The 18501-nt window shown below is 47.9% G+C and carries 18 protein-coding genes and 1 riboswitch; of the genes, 14 read left to right on the plus strand and 4 right to left on the minus strand.

The window, feature by feature from the left end:
* Window positions 1-129: 129 nt before the first annotated feature.
* From H065_RS0111410 to H065_RS0111420, 4 genes are all read left to right on the plus strand, one after another.
* Window positions 130-504, plus strand: a complete 375-nt coding sequence (locus H065_RS0111410; RefSeq protein ID WP_017813193.1) for a hypothetical protein — start codon at window positions 130-132, stop codon at window positions 502-504.
* Window positions 505-707: 203 nt separating this feature from the next.
* Window positions 708-1046, plus strand: coding sequence for a hypothetical protein (locus H065_RS27370; RefSeq protein ID WP_238557941.1), 339 nt, complete (start codon window positions 708-710; stop codon window positions 1044-1046).
* The gene (locus H065_RS28235) at window positions 1003-1194 is read left to right on the plus strand and encodes a hypothetical protein (protein WP_238557942.1); all 192 of its coding nucleotides are present in this window, start codon (window positions 1003-1005) and stop codon (window positions 1192-1194) included. The genes H065_RS27370 and H065_RS28235 overlap by 44 nt, the downstream gene beginning before the upstream one ends.
* 323 nt (window positions 1195-1517) lie before the next feature.
* Window positions 1518-1617: riboswitch (purine riboswitch) on the plus strand.
* A gap of 181 nt (window positions 1618-1798) precedes the next feature.
* On the plus strand, window positions 1799-3265 hold the full coding sequence (locus tag H065_RS0111420) for an NAD(P)/FAD-dependent oxidoreductase (RefSeq protein ID WP_017813195.1): 1467 nt from the start codon (window positions 1799-1801) through the stop codon (window positions 3263-3265).
* Between the two features lie 365 nt (window positions 3266-3630).
* On the opposite strand, the gene H065_RS0111425 is transcribed toward H065_RS0111420, so the two are convergent.
* Window positions 3631-4476 (minus strand): alpha/beta hydrolase family protein, encoded by an 846-nt coding sequence (locus tag H065_RS0111425; RefSeq protein WP_017813196.1) that lies wholly within the window; start codon window positions 4474-4476, stop codon window positions 3631-3633.
* A gap of 267 nt (window positions 4477-4743) precedes the next feature.
* On the opposite strand from H065_RS0111425, the gene pxpB reads away from it, so the two are divergent.
* The 10 genes from pxpB (at window position 4744) to H065_RS0111475 (ending at window position 14478) form a co-directional block, all read left to right on the plus strand.
* Window positions 4744-5502, plus strand: coding sequence for a 5-oxoprolinase subunit PxpB (gene pxpB, locus H065_RS25785; RefSeq protein ID WP_051058717.1), 759 nt, complete (start codon window positions 4744-4746; stop codon window positions 5500-5502).
* A complete protein-coding gene (locus tag H065_RS0111435) occupies window positions 5499-6506 on the plus strand; it encodes a 5-oxoprolinase subunit C family protein (protein ID WP_017813198.1) in 1008 nt (335 codons plus the stop codon). Before pxpB ends, H065_RS0111435 begins: the two co-directional genes overlap by 4 nt.
* Window positions 6507-6525: 19 nt before the next feature.
* Window positions 6526-7293, plus strand: a complete 768-nt coding sequence (locus H065_RS0111440) for a LamB/YcsF family protein (RefSeq protein WP_017813199.1) — start codon at window positions 6526-6528, stop codon at window positions 7291-7293.
* Window positions 7294-7311: 18 nt separating this feature from the next.
* Entirely contained in the window at window positions 7312-8175 is an 864-nt protein-coding gene (locus tag H065_RS0111445; protein ID WP_017813200.1) for a DMT family transporter, read from the plus strand.
* A 170-nt stretch (window positions 8176-8345) separates the two neighbouring features.
* On the plus strand, window positions 8346-9353 hold the full coding sequence (locus H065_RS0111450) for a TRM11 family SAM-dependent methyltransferase (RefSeq protein ID WP_017813201.1): 1008 nt from the start codon (window positions 8346-8348) through the stop codon (window positions 9351-9353).
* A 217-nt stretch (window positions 9354-9570) separates the two neighbouring features.
* A complete protein-coding gene (locus H065_RS0111455) occupies window positions 9571-11265 on the plus strand; it encodes a M3 family oligoendopeptidase (protein ID WP_017813202.1) in 1695 nt (564 codons plus the stop codon).
* A gap of 365 nt (window positions 11266-11630) precedes the next feature.
* Complete coding sequence (gene yqeK, locus H065_RS28240; RefSeq protein ID WP_017813203.1) at window positions 11631-12836, plus strand: bis(5'-nucleosyl)-tetraphosphatase (symmetrical) YqeK; 1206 nt, start codon at window positions 11631-11633, stop codon at window positions 12834-12836.
* Complete coding sequence (locus H065_RS28245; RefSeq protein ID WP_017813204.1) at window positions 12826-13374, plus strand: GNAT family N-acetyltransferase; 549 nt, start codon at window positions 12826-12828, stop codon at window positions 13372-13374. Before yqeK ends, H065_RS28245 begins: the two co-directional genes overlap by 11 nt.
* 50 nt (window positions 13375-13424) lie before the next feature.
* Entirely contained in the window at window positions 13425-13982 is a 558-nt protein-coding gene (locus H065_RS0111470; RefSeq protein ID WP_017813205.1) for an NUDIX domain-containing protein, read from the plus strand.
* Between the two features lie 19 nt (window positions 13983-14001).
* Complete coding sequence (locus H065_RS0111475) at window positions 14002-14478, plus strand: VanZ family protein (RefSeq protein ID WP_238557943.1); 477 nt, start codon at window positions 14002-14004, stop codon at window positions 14476-14478.
* Between the two features lie 210 nt (window positions 14479-14688).
* Here H065_RS0111475 and H065_RS28250 read toward each other — a convergent pair whose 3' ends face one another.
* The 3 genes from H065_RS28250 to H065_RS0111490 all read right to left on the minus strand — a co-directional run bounded on the left by H065_RS28250 (window position 14689) and on the right by H065_RS0111490 (window position 18475).
* Window positions 14689-16182, minus strand: a complete 1494-nt coding sequence (locus H065_RS28250) for an MFS transporter (protein WP_017813207.1) — start codon at window positions 16180-16182, stop codon at window positions 14689-14691.
* A gap of 194 nt (window positions 16183-16376) precedes the next feature.
* Complete coding sequence (locus tag H065_RS0111485) at window positions 16377-17465, minus strand: S66 family peptidase (RefSeq protein WP_017813208.1); 1089 nt, start codon at window positions 17463-17465, stop codon at window positions 16377-16379.
* Window positions 17466-17497: 32 nt separating this feature from the next.
* Window positions 17498-18475 (minus strand): aldo/keto reductase, encoded by a 978-nt coding sequence (locus tag H065_RS0111490; RefSeq protein ID WP_026136177.1) that lies wholly within the window; start codon window positions 18473-18475, stop codon window positions 17498-17500.
* Between the last annotated feature and the right edge of the window lie 26 nt (window positions 18476-18501).

Genomic DNA, 18501 nt, shown 5'->3' on the forward strand with positions numbered 1-18501 from the left:
TGCCGAGACAGGCTCTAAAAGCTCTTCTGTACAGTGTTATCATCCAACAACTTCATTTTCAGATACAAAAGCTCATACACATAGACAAGAGCGGGTCCGGAAACACCGGACGGATAAGGAGGAGAATGAATGAATGATGGACACAACAGACAAGTGGGTGAAATGAATTACCAGATCGTCGCGCTGCATATGATGCGGTGGAATCCGATGAATCTGCGGGAATGGTGTCTTCCTGATGAATACAGCATCGAAATCGAGCATATTATCAAAGTACTGCCGCATGTTCACTCATCCGATGAACTCGGAGAACAACTGTACTGGATTATGCAAAAATATTTTGGTGTCTACGCAGACTGTACGGTGCATGAATGTGCAAAAGTGGCAGTTGCTATCTATGCGGATATTCAGGAACAGCAGCAGCGTCCACAGCCGATTGCGGCATTCCAATTTTATGACGATCAACTCATCTTTGGTACATACCCAAATCGATTATATAAAAAATAAAATGAATAAGGATCAACGTAGTCGAATCGACGGGTTGCAGAGCCCGATTATTGATGATGATCCAACAGGTGTGTAATACTTCATACCTCTACAGGCGTCAGCTGCCGAATACTTCCACATTTCACAGGAAGATATCCGGTTAGCAGACGCTTTTTTGGTTTATACATATTTTGGAATTTATTTTTTGGAACGAGGTGCATACCATGAGAATCTCTTATAACACAGAGACGCTTTTTGAAGGCAGGGATATTCTGGATGTGATGCAGATATTACATGCTCATGATCTGAATATTATTGAATTCTGGTCATGGGAAGACAAAGATTTGCAAGCGATTAACCGGTTGCGTCAGGAGCTGAGGATGGAAGTGGCTTCGATCGTCGTCAAGCTGGCTACCATGCTGGAACCGGATAAACGTGAAGACGAGGTAGGGAGTATTCGCCGCTCTGCCGAAGCAGCACGTTCCTTAGATTGTTCACGAATGGTTCATACGGTTGGCTTTGTCCGGCCATATTCAGGGTGCAGGAGCACCGGGACGTCATGAGCTATTTATTAGCGAGCTGAATTATGATTATGTATTCGATGCAATCAAGCAGATGGATTATGACGGTTATGTAGGTATTGAGTATTTTCCGATTCATGATCCGATCGATGATCTGGTTCGAATCAAGGAGAAATTTCATACCGGTTAAATATGGATAGGGCATAGATCATGATTGGATTTGTGCGTGGAGGATGTTATACAACCTTTTCTAAATCGATTAGATTAAAACATTATCGTTTTATTCTATATCACTTTAAAAAACAATGATTTCGCAGGAGTTCGTGGATAATGTTCGTATAAATTCCTTTAAAAAGAAAATTAACTTCTTTTAATTTCTTTATAATGCATAAAATACGAACAATAAATAAAATAATCACTTGACCATACGTGTATTTTTCGGTAATATACCACTGTAGACCAGCGAAACTGCTTGGTAATACAGTGGTTTTTACTTTATAGACGTACATTAAAAGTTGAATTATATTTATTATTCGTATATCCCCGGAAATAAGGTTTGGGGGTCTCTACAAGGAACCGCAAATTCCTGGCTACGAATAGGATGCTTTGGCATACCTGTTCGCAAGCCGGGGATTTTTTTTGTGCGTTTAAGACAGCCGGATCTGGATGAACATACTGGACATGTAATACAAAGACATATTTTACTTATTAATCAATCTGCAAGGATCAAGCCGTATAATCCATGGAACAGACTTGGCGTGGATGATCCGATAGCAGCTCATCAGGAGGATATTATGACGACAACATATGATTGTATCGTAGTAGGCGCAGGACCCGCAGGAATCTTTGCTTGTTATGAACTGACACGGATTGCCCCGGACTGGAAAGTCCTTTTGATTGATAAAGGTCATGATATTTATCGCCGTAACTGCCCGATTATGCAGGAGAAAATCCAGTTTTGTCCTCCGCCGGCAGGTAAAAAAGATTTTGCCGGATGTCTCCCCGCTTGTTCGGTAACTGCCGGGTTTGGAGGAGCAGGAGCGTACAGCGATGGCAAATTTAATATCACGACAGAGTTTGGTGGCTGGTTGACTGATTATCTCTCCCCATCCAAAGTGGAAGATCTGATCCGGTATGTAGATTCTATTAATCTGGAGCATGGTGCCACCGAATCGATCACCGACCCGACGACAGACGTTATCCGTGATATTGAACAGCGTGGTTACGCTTCGGGATTGAAGCTGCTGCGTGCACAGGTACGTCATCTTGGTACCGAGCAGAATCTGGAGATTCTGAAGTCTATTTATGAATATCTGAATACACGTATTGATATGGTCTACAAAGCGGAAGTGGAGGATATTCTGACAATCAAGGAAGAAGGCAAGCATCGGATCACCGGTATTGTCACCAAAAAAGGCGAGACCTACGAATCAGCCAATGTGATGATCGCTCCGGGACGTGACGGTTCTGCATGGCTCACCGAAATTCTCAAAAAGCGCCGCCTGAAAATGTACAATAACCAGGTGGACGTAGGAGTACGGGTGGAAACCTCGGATGTGGTGATGCAGGAGATTAACAAGCATTTGTATGAAGGTAAATTTATCTATAATACCTCGGTCGGTACACGGGTGCGGACATTCTGCAGCAATCCATCCGGTCATGTAGTTGTCGAAAATCATAGCGGGGTTATGGCAGCCAATGGTCATTCTTTCAAAGATCCGGCCCTCGGTTCCCGCAATACCAACTTTGCCCTGCTCGTATCACACAAATTTACTGAACCGTTCGATAAGCCTAATGAATATGCCCGTGAGATCTGCCGTCGTGCGAATGATCTGTCCAGTGGAGGTGTCATCGTGCAGAAGTTCGGCGATATTCTGCGTGGACGTCGCTCTACAGCAGATCGTATCAAGGAAGGATTCCTCGAACCAACGCTGAAGGAAGCTGTACCGGGTGATCTGGGGCTGGTGCTTCCCTATAATACAATGAAAAGTCTGATCGAAATGGTACAGGCGCTGGAAGGAGTAACACCGGGTATTGCCTCGGAACATACTCTTTTCTATGGAGTGGAAGCCAAATTCTATTCTGCACGTCCCAAGCTGGATGAGAATCTGGAGACCGAGATCGATGGATTGTACTGCGGCGGAGATGGTGCAGGGGTAACACGCGGACTGGCTCAAGCGGGAGCCGCGGGTGTCTGGATCGCTCGCAGCATGTTCACCAAGACAGGTAGCAGCAGCCGGGTACCGGCAACTGTAGTTTGAATATAGCAGTGAATACTGTAAACGCAGTACGCTAGGTTGCTATGATAGGAGCTGCAAATTAACTGGTACTGATTTGGATTGCAATGTAATAAGCTCTACTATTGTAAATGAACTGGAAATCCTAACAAGAAAATCAAATATGAAAAAGCTGCCGTAGGCGTTCCGGCAGCTTTTTTTTATATCCAAATTATACGATTATGGAAGTGGTATACATGGCAGCAGAATATTCAGATGAAAACAACTTACAGGTAGAAACGAAGTGATGATACATCATGGGCAGGAGCATACAGGGCAATGTACAATCTCTGAAAGTATATTATCGAGTACGATCCTGTAGTCAAGTTGGCTGCTTGGTCTATCTACTCTCACTTCTGCTGTATCCAGTCGAACATCGCTGTTATTGCCTGTCTATGCACATCTTCCGGCATATGATGACCGTAATCTTCGTAAATTTGTACATCGTACTCTTTATCCAGTTCCTGCAGCCGCTGAATCATATTCTCGGCATGGCTGTAGTCTACCTGCAGATCCTGCCGTCCATGAATAACTAACACCGGACAGTGAATCTGTTCTGCCAGAGCAACCGGTGAGCGCGCTTCGTATCGCTCGGGATATTTGCCGGTCGATCCGCCAATTACCCGCTTGAGCATCCTGCGCAGATCGATCCGTTCCTCATAGGTGCGGGCAAGATCGGATACGCCGCCCCATAGAATCAGCCGACTCAAAGGCGGTTCGGTGGATCGTACCGCTGCCTGGGCTGCATTGACCGATCCGCGGGAAAATCCCATGATCGATATCCGCTGCTCATCCACAAAGGGAAGCTGATTCAGCCAGCGAATACCGGACAGTACATCCTCTACATCGCCTCCGCCAAACTCATCACGCCCTTCGCCGCCTTCGGCTCCGCGGTAACAGGGAGCGAATACAATATGACCATGCTGGGCAAACCGCTCCAGCCAATCCATCCGAACACTGCCTACCCGGCCAATACCACCCCGACAGTAGACAAAGACCGGATATTGTCCCTCTCCGATCGGTTTAGTCGCAGGATGCAAAGGACACGCAATTGGTAGGACCTCCAGAGTGGAAGTCTTGTAAAAAGAATTTAGCCAATCGGTGAGTTGTTCAGTAGATGCTATCACGCCATAAGGCAGCGCCAAATAACCTTTTACCTGATAATTGTCAGACATATAACTGATTTGATAGATCATGGATTTGCACCACCTTGAAGAATGATTTGATTATAGTTGAAGTTATTTCTTATTTTGGAACTAAAGATGTTTGAGATATTCTTGCATAAGACTAATACAGAAAGATATGACCATGTCATTAAGCTCTATCAGGAACTTGTATACAGGATGAATAACACAGTCTCTGATCTCCATATATCTGCGACTTGCTCGACAGGCTGGATACTAATCGATAAAATGTCTTATAAAGTGTACCATATTCAGCTTCGGACGGAAGGGATGAGTGCGATGGAATGGACGATACACCCGCTCGGGGATTCAGCTGTACTAATCGAATTCGGTCAGGAGATTCACGGCGATATACTTGGCAGAATTCAGACTGCTGCACATCAGATCGAACAGGACCCTTTTCCCGGCTGGATCGAATGCGTTCCTTCTTATACAACGCTGGCAGTGTATTATGATCTGGCAGTTCTATCATTAATAAACCGTTCTGGCAATACCGGTATATATGAGAAAGTCTGTCAGCTGATCGAACAGCGGCTGATAATGGCATTGACACAGGAAAAGAAACAGCAGACCAGAGTAGTAGATATTCCGGTCTGCTATGGCGGTGAATATGGACCGGATCTGCAGCTGGTAGCAGATCGTAATGGATTGACCACGGATCAGGTAATTCAGATTCATGCGAGCGGCGATTATACGGTATATGCGATTGGATTTGCTCCCGGATTCCCATATATGGGCGGTATGTCTCCGCAGATTGCTGCACCACGCAAACAGACTCCACGACTGACTATTCCTGCCGGATCGGTAGGTATTGCCGGTGAACAGACAGGTATTTATCCACTGGATACACCGGGCGGTTGGCAACTGATCGGCCGCACACCTGTACGATTATTTGATCCGAAGCAAACACCTCCTGCACTGCTGCAGAGTGGAGACAAGGTACGTTTCATCCCTATTCCAGTAGAGGAATATATTCGGTTGGGACAGCAGGCTTCTAACGTACGATCCCAAGCAGATGAGGAGGGAGGACGCCGATGAATATTATCGTAGAGAAGCCGGGATTACTAACGACGATTCAGGATACGGGACGAACAGGATATGGCAAAGATGGAGTCAGTATAACGGGTGCGATGGATCGCCCGGCGCATATGATCGCCAACTGGCTCATCGGTAATACCGGACAAGAACCGACACTGGAAATAACTTTATCGGGGTTTGCTGTGGAATTCACAGCCGATTGCTGGATTGCGGTAACCGGTGGACAGCTGACTCCGGTAGTGAATGCACAGCTACTGCCGATGTGGCGACCCGTATATGTACGCAAGGGAAGCCGTTTGTCTTTTAAAAAGGTAGAATCTGGCTGTCGTGCCTATCTGGCAGTTGCTGGTGGATGGCAGGCTCCATCTGTTATGGGCAGCGCCAGTACTTATCTGCGGGCAGGGATTGGTGGCCAAAATGGCAGAGCACTGCGCGAAGGAGATATCTTATCTACCTCATCAGGACAGTTGATGCCGCTGAAATTATCCATTGAGCCGGACCGTATGACTTCTCTGCATACGGTGTCCTGGCAGGTAAGTTCGCTGTTACTGCCGTCACAGACAGGCAAGCCGGTCATCCGGATTATTCCCGGTCGGGAATGGGGAGATTTCTCGACTGCAAGTCAGCAATCTCTGCTCGAAGAGAGCTACAGGGTCACACCGCAATCGGACCGTATGGGGTACCGATTGTCCGGTAGCGTACTTGAGCTAAAATCTGCCCGGGACTATCTCTCGGAAGCTGTCGCTCACGGTACAATTCAGGTTCCGGCAGATGGGCAACCCATTATACTGATGGCGGACCGGCAGACACTGGGCGGTTATGCCAAAATAGCGCAGGTCATTTCGCTGGATCTTCCGGTCATGGCACAGCTTGCACCGGGCGATTATGTTCGTTTTGAGATGGTATCGATTGGGGAAGCCCAGCAACGGTATGGAACATGGGTACGAGAGCTGCACGTACTGCGGAGAATGATTGAGCAAAAGTTAAAAGATCTTCATTCATGATAAAACAGGAGGAGAGAACATGCGCCAGGTGGATTTGAATTGTGATATGGGCGAGAGTTACGGCGTGTATACTCTGGGAGCAGATGAACTCATGTATGGCAGTATTACCTCTGCCAATATTGCGTGTGGATTCCATGCCGGCGATCCTTCGGTAATGCGTTCAGCGGTACGTCAGGCGATAGCCCATGGAGTGAAGATAGGTGCCCATCCAGGTCTGCCTGACCGCATGGGATTTGGCCGTCGCAACATGGAGGTAAGTCCGGATGAAGTATACGATATGGTCACGTATCAGATAGGCGCGCTGGAGGCATTTGTCCACCAAGAGGGCAGTCAGCTGCATCATGTCAAACCACATGGTGCGCTCTACAATATGGCAGCGGTCTCCCCGGCACTCGCTGATGCGATTGCACATGCCGTCTACGCTATAGATTCGCGGTTGATTCTGTGTGGACTAGCTGGAAGCGAATTGATTGCAGCTGGTCAGCGGATAGGTATGCAGGTAGCGAATGAAGTATTTGCCGACCGGACCTATCAACCGGATGGTACACTTACGCCGCGTTCTGCTGACGGAGCACTGATCACCGATTCGCAGCTGGCTGTCAGGCAGGTACTGCAGATGGTTATGGAGCAGCAAGTGATGTCGGCTGCGGGGACGATCGTTTCTATTGAGGCAGATACCATTTGTCTGCACGGCGATGGAGTTCATGCCGTAACCTTTGCCAGAGAACTGCGAGAGCAGCTGGAGCAGCACCATATTATTGTACAGGCGGTATCCGCCAATCTATAAATCGGAGACTACATCATAATGACATTACATAAAAGCGCTCTGATCCAGCTCATTCTGTCGATGGCTATTTTTGGCTCGGTCGGCTTTTTCTCGGGATTGTCAGGGCTGTCAGCCATAGAGCTGGTATTTATCCGGTGCGTCTGTGCCGTGATGCTGATCGGTTGTGTCTGGTGGTTCAGTGGCATGTATCGTACAGAAGTATGGGAGCGCCGGGAAGTGATAATGGTGCTGCTCTGCGGAACTACGCTGCTGCTCAACTGGGTGTTTCTATTCAAGTCCTTTGAGCTGACTTCGGTAACGGTGGCGATCTCACTGTATCATCTGGCTCCGGTGATTGCCATGATTCTTGGCAGCATCATTTTTCGCGAGAAGATGACATGGCTGGGATTGGGAGCGATCCTGCTTTGTTTTGCCGGTACCTTGTTAATTGTAGGAGTTGGTCAAAGCAGCGGAGGATTTCAGCTGACAGGTGCGATTTACGCGATGATTGCTGCTTTTTTCTATGCGGCTACCATGCTGCTTGGCAAAAGTATTCGTACACTAAGTGTATATGCGACTACCTTTATTCAAATGCTGCTCAGTATGATTTTGCTACTGCCATTTGTATCGTGGACTTCTTATACAGGGCTGGACGGAATGAACTGGACCTATTCCATTATTACCGGAGTTGTTCATACCGGTATCGTATATTTACTGTTTTATAACAGTGTACGTTATTTGCCAACCCGGATCATCTCGGCACTCGTGTTTGTCGATCCGGCCGTTGCGATTCTACTCGATGTGCTGCTGACCGGCTTTCGACCGAATGGATGGCAATGGGGCGGGATTATGCTGATCTTTGCCGGAATGTATTATATTATAAGACCGCAGGCGAAGAACTGATCATAGAGACATTTTTGGATGGCGATAGGTATTGGATAATCGATCAGCAAATAAAGGATACAGCTGGTAATCATCTACAGACTCATTTGGACCAGGTACCAACATAAGCCGGTCACCAACATAGACTAGACATCAATATAGACCTACAGGTCGGGAAAAGAGGAACATCGTTGTTACAACCGCAATCCAATACAGATTCTGTGAGCTATTCGAATCGTGAATTTACTGACGAGCCAACCTTTGGTGAGGAGCCGTCAGGTTATATATACACCTATGCCTGCCATGAAGATGAACAGGAGCTTTGCACTTTGGAGCTCCGCTGTCTGCTGGAACAGCAACCCGAACGTCTTTATGTAGAGAGTAATAGGGCTATCCCCCCGGAGCGCAGCCCGTTTATTCATTATCGGCTGGACATCCAGTGCGAGGCAGCCAATCTGGAACAGCTGGAGCAGATCGTGAAGCAGCTGGATACGAATGATCAGACATTCAAGCTGATCTGTCTGGATGCGGCACAGACCTTTACCTATGAGGAAAAAAGGCAGCTGGAACGCCGAATCGGTATGCATATTGTCGGCAAAGCGCAGATGAAGCAGCCGCAGCAGCTGATCGGTATGGCATATGCAGGTGGTCGCTGGGTTGCCGGGTCTTGTTATTCCTCCGAACCCGTCTGGCTGCACCACAATGACAAGCCGCGTCATTATTCCACTGCTCTCAGTACCCGCGTCGCCCGGGCAGCGGTAAATATTGCGGTACCTGATCCGGCTGCTTCACTGATTGATCCCTGCTGCGGCATCGGTACTGTATTGATCGAAGCTTTATCCATGGGTATTACAGTGACAGGATATGATCTTAATCCGCTGGCGGTACAGGGAGCGAGAGAGAATCTGGCTTTTTATGATATGCCTGATATTGTCCGGCTGGCAGATCTGCGGGAGCTGAAGGGTCGTTATGACGCGCTGATACTCGATCTGCCATATAATCTGTGCTCGGTACTGAATGAACAGGAACGTCGGGATATGCTGGTATCTGCTGCCGGACTGGCGGGAAGAGTGCTTATCATTTCTACCGAAGCCATTGATTCCTCTATCCGTTCGGCAGGTATGCAGATCCACGAAGTCTGTCATATTCGCAAAGGCCATTTCACACGTTATCTGTGGCTATGTGAATCTGCTGTATAATTAATGGTGCGATAAAAAGCAATCTGTATACAAATGTCAGTAAAATAGATTGCTCTGAATCTTATGATCTCTCTCGATGCTTGTATACTCAGGATTCAGGCAGCTAATCACAATATTTATTCAACCATTGGATAAAAAATCTATTCATCTGTTGTGAAATTTAGTAACATAGACGTAGCCGGGGATTCCGAGACTATCGATAGAGAGGTGCACATTTATGAAATTTAGCGAATTTAAATATGAACGTCCGGATCTGGATGTTTTGAAAAAGGATTTTGATCAGTTGTTGGAGCAGTTTAATCAGGCATCCAGCTTTGAAGAGCAGGATCAGGCGATGGCACAGATCAACAAAATGTTCAACAGTTTCTCCACACAGGCACAGCTCGTCTCGGTACGTCATTCCATTAACACCAATGATGAGTTCTACAAGACCGAACAAGAGTATATGGATGAGATTGGACCGGTATTCCAGGAATACATAGACAGTTATTACAAAGCACTGGTGAATTCCAGCTTCCGCAGCGAACTGGAGACAAAATGGGGACATCAGCTGTTCGCTTCTGCCGAACTGACACTGAAAACATTCCATCCCGACATCATTGCAGATCTGCAGCAGGAGAATAAACTGACTACAGCATACAGTCAGCTGATTGCTTCTGCCAAAATCATGTTCGAAGGCGAAGAGCGTACGCTGACCCAGCTGACTCCATTCGAGCAGTCCAAAGATCGCGATATGCGTCAGCGTGCAGGCGAAGCGCGTTATGGATTTATGGCGGAGAACAGCGAAGAGCTGGATCGCATCTATGATGAACTGGTCAAAGTCCGTACGACGATTGCCCGCAAACTGGGATATAACAGCTTTACCGAGCTGGCGTATGCACGTATGGGACGTACCGATTATGGTCCCGAGCAGGTCGAAGCATTCCGCAAGCAAGTACAGGAGTATATTGTACCCGCAGCATCGCGCCTCAAAGATCGTCAGCGTGCCCGTCTCGGTGTAGATCGCCTGTCCTATTTTGACCAAAGTTACAGCTTCCCGACTGGCAACCCGACACCCAAGGGCGATGCCGACTTTATTATCAATAATGGTGCTAAAATGTACTCCGAGCTGTCTCCGGAGATTGATCAATTCTACAAATTCCTGCAGGATAATGAACTGATGGATCTGCTCAGCAAAAAAGGCAAGATGGGCGGAGGATACTGTACCTTCCTGAATGATTACCAGAGCCCGTTTATTTTTGCGAACTTTAACGGAACATCGGGCGATATTGATGTACTGACCCATGAGATGGGTCACGCGTTCCAGGTATATCAGAGTCGTCACTTTGAAGTACCTGAATATATCTGGCCGACTTATGAAGCCGCAGAGATTCATTCCATGAGCATGGAGTTCTTTACATGGCCGTGGATGGAGCTGTTCTTCCAGGAAGACACCGACAAGTACAAATTCGATCATCTGTCCGGTGGACTGCTGTTTATTCCTTATGGTGTAGCAGTCGATGAGTTCCAGCATATGATTTATAACAATCCGGAACTGACTCCGGCCGAGCGCAAAGATGCTTGGAAAGCGGTCGAAGAGAAATACTTGCCATTCTGGGATCAGAGCGACAATCTCTATCTGCAAAGTGGTGGCTACTGGCAAAAGCAGGGTCATATCTATGAAGCGCCATTCTACTATATCGATTACACGCTGGCACAAATCTGTGCATTCCAGTTCTGGAAGCGAATGAATGAAGATCAACCAGCTGCATGGGCCGACTATGTAAACCTGTGTCGTCAGGGCGGTAGCAAGTCCTTTACCGGGCTGGTAGAAGTAGCAGGACTGATCTCGCCTTTCGAGGATGGCTGTGTAGCATCTGTAATTGGTGATATCGAGAACTGGCTCAACAGCATCGACGATAGCAAACTGTAATTTAATGTACTTGGATGAATCGGGACAGATTCAGTTTTGGTTACCAACTGGTCTGACAGCAAGATTCACTTCACCAAGTACTGGTAAATAGGTAGTAGCAAGAGCCTGATTGTTCTGCTCTCTGTATCTCATCATATTTCATTTTTGATACTATATGATGTTACAAACAACCTGTCACTGAACCCGAAGATTCGGATAAGTTCGACGACAGGTTGTTTGCTATGTAGACTGTTTATGGGGTATTGTTCTAATTCCCTCTCTTAAACTTGCAGATATGGTGGTCAGAGGCTATTTTAAACTTAGAGCTATCCAAAGCTGAGGAATAACTGGGTATATTATATAGAAGTATAGAGAGAAGGTGGACTATGGGCTACGAGAAGCAAGACGGTACACTTCAACAAATTCATATTCCCGCAGAGCTGGATATCTATTTCCCGCTTCCGGCAGAAGGGGAAAATCTGACAGAATATCTCGAACGATTTTTCTCGCATAATGAAGAGCCAGATACCTGGACACACTGTCGTAAAGTAGCAGAGAAGGCTGTGCAGCTGGCCGAGCATTATCAGCTGGATTCCCACATTGCTTGTCTGTGCGGCTGGCTGCATGATGTATCCACTGTCATTCCGGATCAGCACAAGTTGGTGCTGGCTGCCCATTATGGTATTGCTATTTTACCGGAAGAACGGCAGGTTCCGCATTTGCTGCATCAGCAGCTGTCCAGCCGGATCGCCGAGATTGTATTTGGCCTGCATGCACCCGAATTGCACAGTGCAATCCGCTGCCATACTACACTCAAAGAAGATATGGAGCCGATGGATCAGCTGCTGTTTGTCGCAGACAAGCTGTCCTGGCAAGCAAGCGATGCCGCGCCTTATATTGATCGTATGAGGGAAGCGGCACACTATTCACTGGAAGAAGCCGTACAGGTGTATCTGGCGTACGTTTGGGGAGAGAAGAACCGTATCCCTGTACTGCATCCATGGCTGATTGCAGCCCGAATAACTGTACAAAGCCGTCAGTATCTGCGTACTCTTCCTGCATTATCCACCGATATTCACTGGGGGCCAGTTACAGCTCGCTTTCAGGTATGGAGTGATGTGGTAAGACTGGATTCAGCATTCATCAGCAATGTCTCTATTGTACCGATGGTTGGAGATCAATTTGTCATGATTCAGCTGACAGACGGACGCTGGGAACTGCCGGGAGGAACGCTAGAAAAGGATGAGCCTTATCTGGATGCGCTGCAGCGCGAAGTAGAAGAGGAAATGGGCGGAACTCTGCTGGATTACCGTGTATTTGGATATTTTGATTGCCGATCTTCTGCAGAGCATCCTTATCGTCCATATATTTCACATCCACGTTTTATTCGTCTTGCCGGATATGGTCAGGTAAAGTTGGGCGGCGCACCGCTCAATCCACCAGATGGAGAGCAGGTCGCCCGAGTCGATGTGGTCGAAATTGGAGAAGCTGTCGATCGTTTCCAGCGTAGTGGACGCAGCGATCTGGCTGACTTTTACCGAATGGGGTATTACTGCTGGCAGCAGCAAAGCGGAGTCCCGGATGAACGATGATACCAGAGATAACAAAGCTTCGATTCGTCAGGCACGTCAGGACGACGCAGCCGGAATTGCCAATGTACATGTCCGCAGCTGGCAGACCACATATGCGGGTATCATGGCGCCATTATTTCTGCGTAGCCTGTCTATAACGCAGCGGCAGGAAGCCTGGGCAGCCAACCTTAATGCAGCTGAAGAAGGTCGTTATGTACTCGTGCTGGAGCAGGAAGAGACTATTGTCGGATTTGTGAGCGCGGGAGCGAATCGGCAGACAGTGAGTCATCCCCGGTATGATGCCGAGTTCTATGCCTTGTATTTACTGCAATCTGCGCAGGGACAAGGTTATGGCCGTGAACTGCTTCGGCGAATGGCGGCCTGTTTACAAAGGGATGGCTACCAGTCGGCTATGGTCGAAGCGTTAAAAGAAAATCCGGCAATTCAATTCTATCGTCATCTAGGAGCAGAGCCACTGGCCGAGCGAACGATCAAAGTAGGCGGTACATTGCATAAGGAAGTGACACTGGGCTGGCAGGATCTGAGCATGCTGGTCTAATGGATGGTCAAGTCCAGCATAACAGTGAACGGATCGGGAGGGGATGAACCGTGGGAATACGAACTACCTGTCTGTGTCTGATCCAGCGGGATGGATATTACTTGCTTCAGGAAACTCAGCTGTCAAGCAGTGGACGAATCATGTATCGTCCTGTAGGAGGAACGATGGAGCCGGGAGAGTCCAGCCTTCAGACCGTGATTCGGGAAGTAAGAGAAGAGATCGGAGCTGATCTGATAGATCCACAGCTCCTTTATATTATTGAAAATCATTACGAAGTGCCGATTCATGAAGCTGCCGAGCAGAGTCATGAGACAGCTGGGGATAATGATACCAGAGCAGCGTCTGGAGATAACCTGATCAAAGCAAATGAATTATGTTTTATCTATACCGCTGAAGTGGCAGATGAGTCACTCTATGAGCAATCCCGGATGATCGGAACCGAAGGAGAGCAGACCTACACTGCTGTCTGGAAATCTCTTCAGGAGATCCAGGACGTAGCATCTGCCTTTCTGGTGCCATCGAATCTACTGGAATTGCTGCTTGCAGAACAAGAAGGCAAGCCATATATTTCCCCACTGCATCATAGAATTCGGCACATAGAGCAATGAGACGAGAAAGGATAGTATATTGAGAACAAAACAAGATCACGTCGAACCAAAAAGAAAATGGCTTTCCGAGGGTATACCTGTCTTCTGGAAAATAGTGCTGCTGACCGGTTATACTCTGCTGCTGCTGTACTGGATGTTTTTCGGATTTGGACGCAGCTATCATCCGGAAGCGCCTTATCGGTATAACTGGGTTCCTTTTCAAACTATTATGGATTTTGCATTATTAAAAGTAGGCAGCCCGCTGGATATGCTGATTAACCTGCTTGGCAATATAGGCGTATTCATGCCTTTTGGATTGTTGATTCCATGGATTTGGCCTATCAAGGTCCGGCATTTCCTTATAGGATTTGTATGCTGCATTTTTGTAGTGGAAGTGATTCAAATGCTGTCCCGGCGGGGCACATTTGATGTAGATGATATTTGGCTCAATACGCTGGGTGCATGGATCGGTTATATGCTGTGGCGTGGGATTCAGCGGATTCGTTATCGCAGATAGCTGCCGGACTATGGCAATAATAAGACCCCTAATTTTCTCATAGCTGCCTAGGCGAAGAGAAAATTAGGGGTTTACCATTTTATAGATATGTTTATGGATTTTTAGATAGTCGTAGGGATCGTTGAAATACATAGAAATACTGTTATGTGATCTTCTTCTGATAGCTGAAAAGAACTTTTATTTCGTCATACATCCGCATTGTTATGGAGGTTATGCAGCAGCTTCTGCCAATTTCGGAGCAGGTGGTTTTCGGAACATAAAGTAATACAGCATCGAAGAAGCTACATACAATACACCGGTAATGCTAAAGGTGATCGCATACCCCCAATATGTTCCATAGCTGGTGACCAGATACGATTGTACCGGCCCCATCGTCGCCCAGCCTAGCATGAATACCGTCTGCATCAGCGAGTTGGCGATGCTACGTCGCTTGTCGGAGACACGATCCACCATGATCGACGATTGCAATGGATTGGCTGCGTTCATCAAAGCCTGCCGGAACAGGAAGCTAATGGAGGCAACGAGCAGTACGTTGGTAAATCCGGTCAGCAGCAGAAATGGAAGCGACAGCATCTGGAAAGCGACTACAGCGCGTACGGTGCCGATCCGAGCAGCCAGCGCTGGGCCGAGCAGCATGGAGATGATCGTCATCAACTGACCGAGTGAGATCAATATACTCATAGAGGTCAGAGAGACATCAAATCGATTGGTAAAATACAAATTCAAATAAGGAACGACTAGTCCCGAGCCCAATCCGGTCAGCAGTTGTGCCAGCATGAAGCGGCTGATAAACTTCATATCGGAAGAACGTTCCTGCTTTGCAGAATGGGGTACAACTTTGGCAGGAGATTGTTGAAGAGTAGCTGCTGAATCCGAAGTGGCTGGAGCCGTTATAGATGTTGGTGTGGTAGAGATTGCAGCAGTTGGCGTTATGGAAGCCGGTACATCAGCAGCCACAGAAACGAGCGGTGCCGGAGAAGACGCGTCAGCAGCTCTAGCGTTATTATCTTTATCTCTAGGGAGCGTATGATCTGCTGCCGATTGTCTGTCGGCGGAGACTGCTGGATGAACAGGCTGCACTTTCTGCGATTCTCCCGACTTTTCCATGACAAAGATCATCGGTATAAAAGCCAGCAGGGTCGCCACACTGCCTGTTACGAGTACCAGCTGCAGACTGGATACATAGCTCAGTCCCGCCGAATGAAGCGTATCTGCAAGTATCCCGCCACCGGTATTGCCGATAACCTGCGCAGCCAGCACGAGTGAAGAATAGAAGCTGAACATGCGCAGTCTCTGGGAACGGGATACATTTTCTGCGAGAAAAGGGATCGCCATTACCTGAAAAATCGCTGCAAAAATTCCCGAACAGACGGCCAATATCAGCAACGCATCATTTTGCATGGCAAAAGAGCGTCCGATAAAGAAGATTCCGCTTAACAAAGCACCCAGTGCCAGCAGTTTTTTGCGGCTAAACCGATCTCCAAGCAGACCGACGGGAATAAACAAGATAGCGGTTGCAAGCGATTGGATACTAATAATGCGTCCATTCATTGCATCCGGGTACCCCAAACCCTGTATGTATAGATTATATAGAACACTGAACATGCCGTTACCTATCTGGTAAAGCAGATTCGCCCAGAAAAAAAGCCGCACATTCCGCGGCCAGTCCCGTACTTCTGTCAGAAATGATAAGATCGCACGCAAACGGAACTCCTCCTGTCCTGTAAAAAAAGCCGACCAGCTCATTGTATCATCAATGCCAATGATTATGAAATGAAATGCCATGTTGATTATTGGTATGTTCGAACAGACGATTAAAATGCAGCAGCCAGCGTCATGAACGCTGGCTGCTGCTCCATATCCAAGCCGAAGAATTCAAAACTTCATAACATTTCAGGTTAATCCAGTGTCTGCACAATGCTGCCCTGTCCGGACTTCACGCTCACAATGGCTGAAGCACCATTGACAAGTGTCAGCTGGGGAGGAATATGACCGATATCTACGCCATAGACTACCGGAATCTCCAGATCGTCAAATACCTGATGCAGTGCGTCAGTCAGTTCAAAATTACCCAATGCAGAATATCCGGCAGGTCTGCCGATCAGTATGCCCCTGGCATGGCGGAACCAGCCAGCCTGATTCATTTGCCAGAGGTGACGGTAAATATCTCCGGCATTCATTTCACAGCTTTCCAGATACCAGATTACCCCATCCGTAGCTCCATACTGTTCAATAAATGAAGGTACTGGCGCCCAGTCGGTGCCGATCAGGATCGTGAGCACATCCATGCAACCACCTATCAGTCGACCGGAGAACTCCAAAGAGAGATCAGACTCTTCTTCCTTGCCCAGAATATGCCAGTATGTTGGCGTATCCAGATTTAATCCGTCACGACTGGGATCACTTACAGTCTGGTAATGACTGGAGGACTGCTGCTCGATCGTCTGTCCGGCGAGAGCTGTCAATACTTCCTGCCACTTTGTAGTTGTCGGGTCATTGGTGCCTGATATATCAACTGCGCCAGGACCATGGGCCGAGGCATATCCCGTCTGCAGCGTATAAGCAAAGGTTAGCGTACTGATATCGGAGAAACCGAGGATCCACTTGGGTGGAAGCTGGCGAATACGATCCCAATCCAGCAGTGGTAGCAGCTCCATCAGGAACTCTCCACCCCATGGCGGGATAATCGCCTGTATCTGCTCATCCAACAGGAATTGCTGCAGTTCGGCAGCGCGCTTCGCTTTGGGAAGACTGACACATTTGTCATTGGTCCATATGCTCTCGCCCAGTATCACTTCATATCCGGCTTGTTCGAGTTGATCACGTGTCCGGTGCAGCAGATGATGATATTGGGGATTAACGCCGCTGGACGGAGCGATAATCGCAATCCGGTCTCCTTTGCGTAATGGAGCAGGATAGATAATCTGGGATGATGGGTAGCTGAACCCATTATTTCCAGCTGAATAACGATCCGGGATATATTCCATATGATGTGGAGCCTCCTCAAGGGCAATATATTTTATAACAGACGATAGGTGGCAAAAGGCTCACTGTAGCGGAAAGGCTTGCTTAAACGCTCCAGCTCTGCCATGACATCATCGCTCAGTACGAGTTCAATGCTGTTCAGATTATTATTCAGCTGTTCTACCGATGTGGCTCCGGCAATAATACTGGAGACGGCGGGTTGTCTCATCAGCCAGGCCAGGGATAGCACAGCCGGATCAATGGACAGCGAACGGGCACACCAGCTGATACCGTCAGCAAGTCCGATTCGCTCTCCGGTCAACAATCGATTAAAGGAAGGATCTTTGTCCGCACGCGAACCTGCGGGCGCTTCGTCTTCCTGCGAATATTTGCCGGTCAGTATTCCTCCAGCCAGTGGGAAATATGGGATAATCCCGACGCCCTGATCCTGACAGAGCGGCATTAGCTCCTGTTCCGGTGTACGATCAGCCAGCGAGTAGGACGTCTGGATCGATACAAATCGCTCCAGCTTGAGCTGATCACTGATTCCGAGCGCCTTCATGAGCTCCCAGGCTGCATAATTGGAAGCGCCGATATAGCGTACCTTGCCAGACTGAACCATATGTTCGAGTGTACGAAGTGTCTCGTCGAGCGGCGTATAGGGATCAAATGTATGAATCTGATACAGATCTACATAGTCGGTCTGCAAGCGTTTGAGACTGTCTTCCAGTTCACGCTGCAGATGGTAGCGCGAGGAGCCTCGTTGATTCGGCTCATCTCCGCGTGGCAGCCCCGCTTTGGTGGCAAGAATCACCTCATGCCGTTTGCCGTTTTTGAGCCCTTCGCCGATAATTCGCTCGGAAGCGGTACCTGCATAGATATTGGCTGTATCGATAAAGTTAATGCCGCTGTCAATCGCAACATGCAGAATTTGAATCGATGTTTTTTTGTCGGCACGCTTGCCGAAGGAATTGGTGCCCAGTCCGAGCAGGGACACCTGCATACCACTGCGTCCCAGATACTGATATTTCATCATATTTATTAAGTGCTCCCTTCACA

This window comes from Paenibacillus shenyangensis, assembly GCF_000346635.1.
GTDB lineage: Bacteria > Bacillota > Bacilli > Paenibacillales > Paenibacillaceae > Saccharibacillus > Saccharibacillus dauci.

Excerpts from the sequence above, each read along its gene's own strand:
- pxpB (WP_051058717.1), top strand. The coding sequence starts at position 4,744 with ATGGAATGGACGATACACCCGCTCGGGGATTCAGCTGTACTAATCGAA.
- H065_RS0111420 (WP_017813195.1), top strand. The coding sequence starts at position 1,799 with ATGACGACAACATATGATTGTATCGTAGTAGGCGCAGGACCCGCAGGA.
- yqeK (WP_017813203.1), top strand. The coding sequence starts at position 11,631 with ATGGGCTACGAGAAGCAAGACGGTACACTTCAACAAATTCATATTCCC.
- H065_RS0111490 (WP_026136177.1), bottom strand. The coding sequence starts at position 18,475 with ATGAAATATCAGTATCTGGGACGCAGTGGTATGCAGGTGTCCCTGCTC.
- H065_RS0111440 (WP_017813199.1), top strand. The coding sequence starts at position 6,526 with ATGCGCCAGGTGGATTTGAATTGTGATATGGGCGAGAGTTACGGCGTG.
- H065_RS28245 (WP_017813204.1), top strand. The coding sequence starts at position 12,826 with ATGAACGATGATACCAGAGATAACAAAGCTTCGATTCGTCAGGCACGT.
- H065_RS0111410 (WP_017813193.1), top strand. The coding sequence starts at position 130 with ATGAATGATGGACACAACAGACAAGTGGGTGAAATGAATTACCAGATC.
- H065_RS0111455 (WP_017813202.1), top strand. The coding sequence starts at position 9,571 with ATGAAATTTAGCGAATTTAAATATGAACGTCCGGATCTGGATGTTTTG.
- H065_RS0111485 (WP_017813208.1), bottom strand. The coding sequence starts at position 17,465 with ATGGAATATATCCCGGATCGTTATTCAGCTGGAAATAATGGGTTCAGC.
- H065_RS0111425 (WP_017813196.1), bottom strand. The coding sequence starts at position 4,476 with ATGATCTATCAAATCAGTTATATGTCTGACAATTATCAGGTAAAAGGT.
- H065_RS0111435 (WP_017813198.1), top strand. The coding sequence starts at position 5,499 with ATGAATATTATCGTAGAGAAGCCGGGATTACTAACGACGATTCAGGAT.
- H065_RS27370 (WP_238557941.1), top strand. The coding sequence starts at position 708 with ATGAGAATCTCTTATAACACAGAGACGCTTTTTGAAGGCAGGGATATT.
- H065_RS0111445 (WP_017813200.1), top strand. The coding sequence starts at position 7,312 with ATGACATTACATAAAAGCGCTCTGATCCAGCTCATTCTGTCGATGGCT.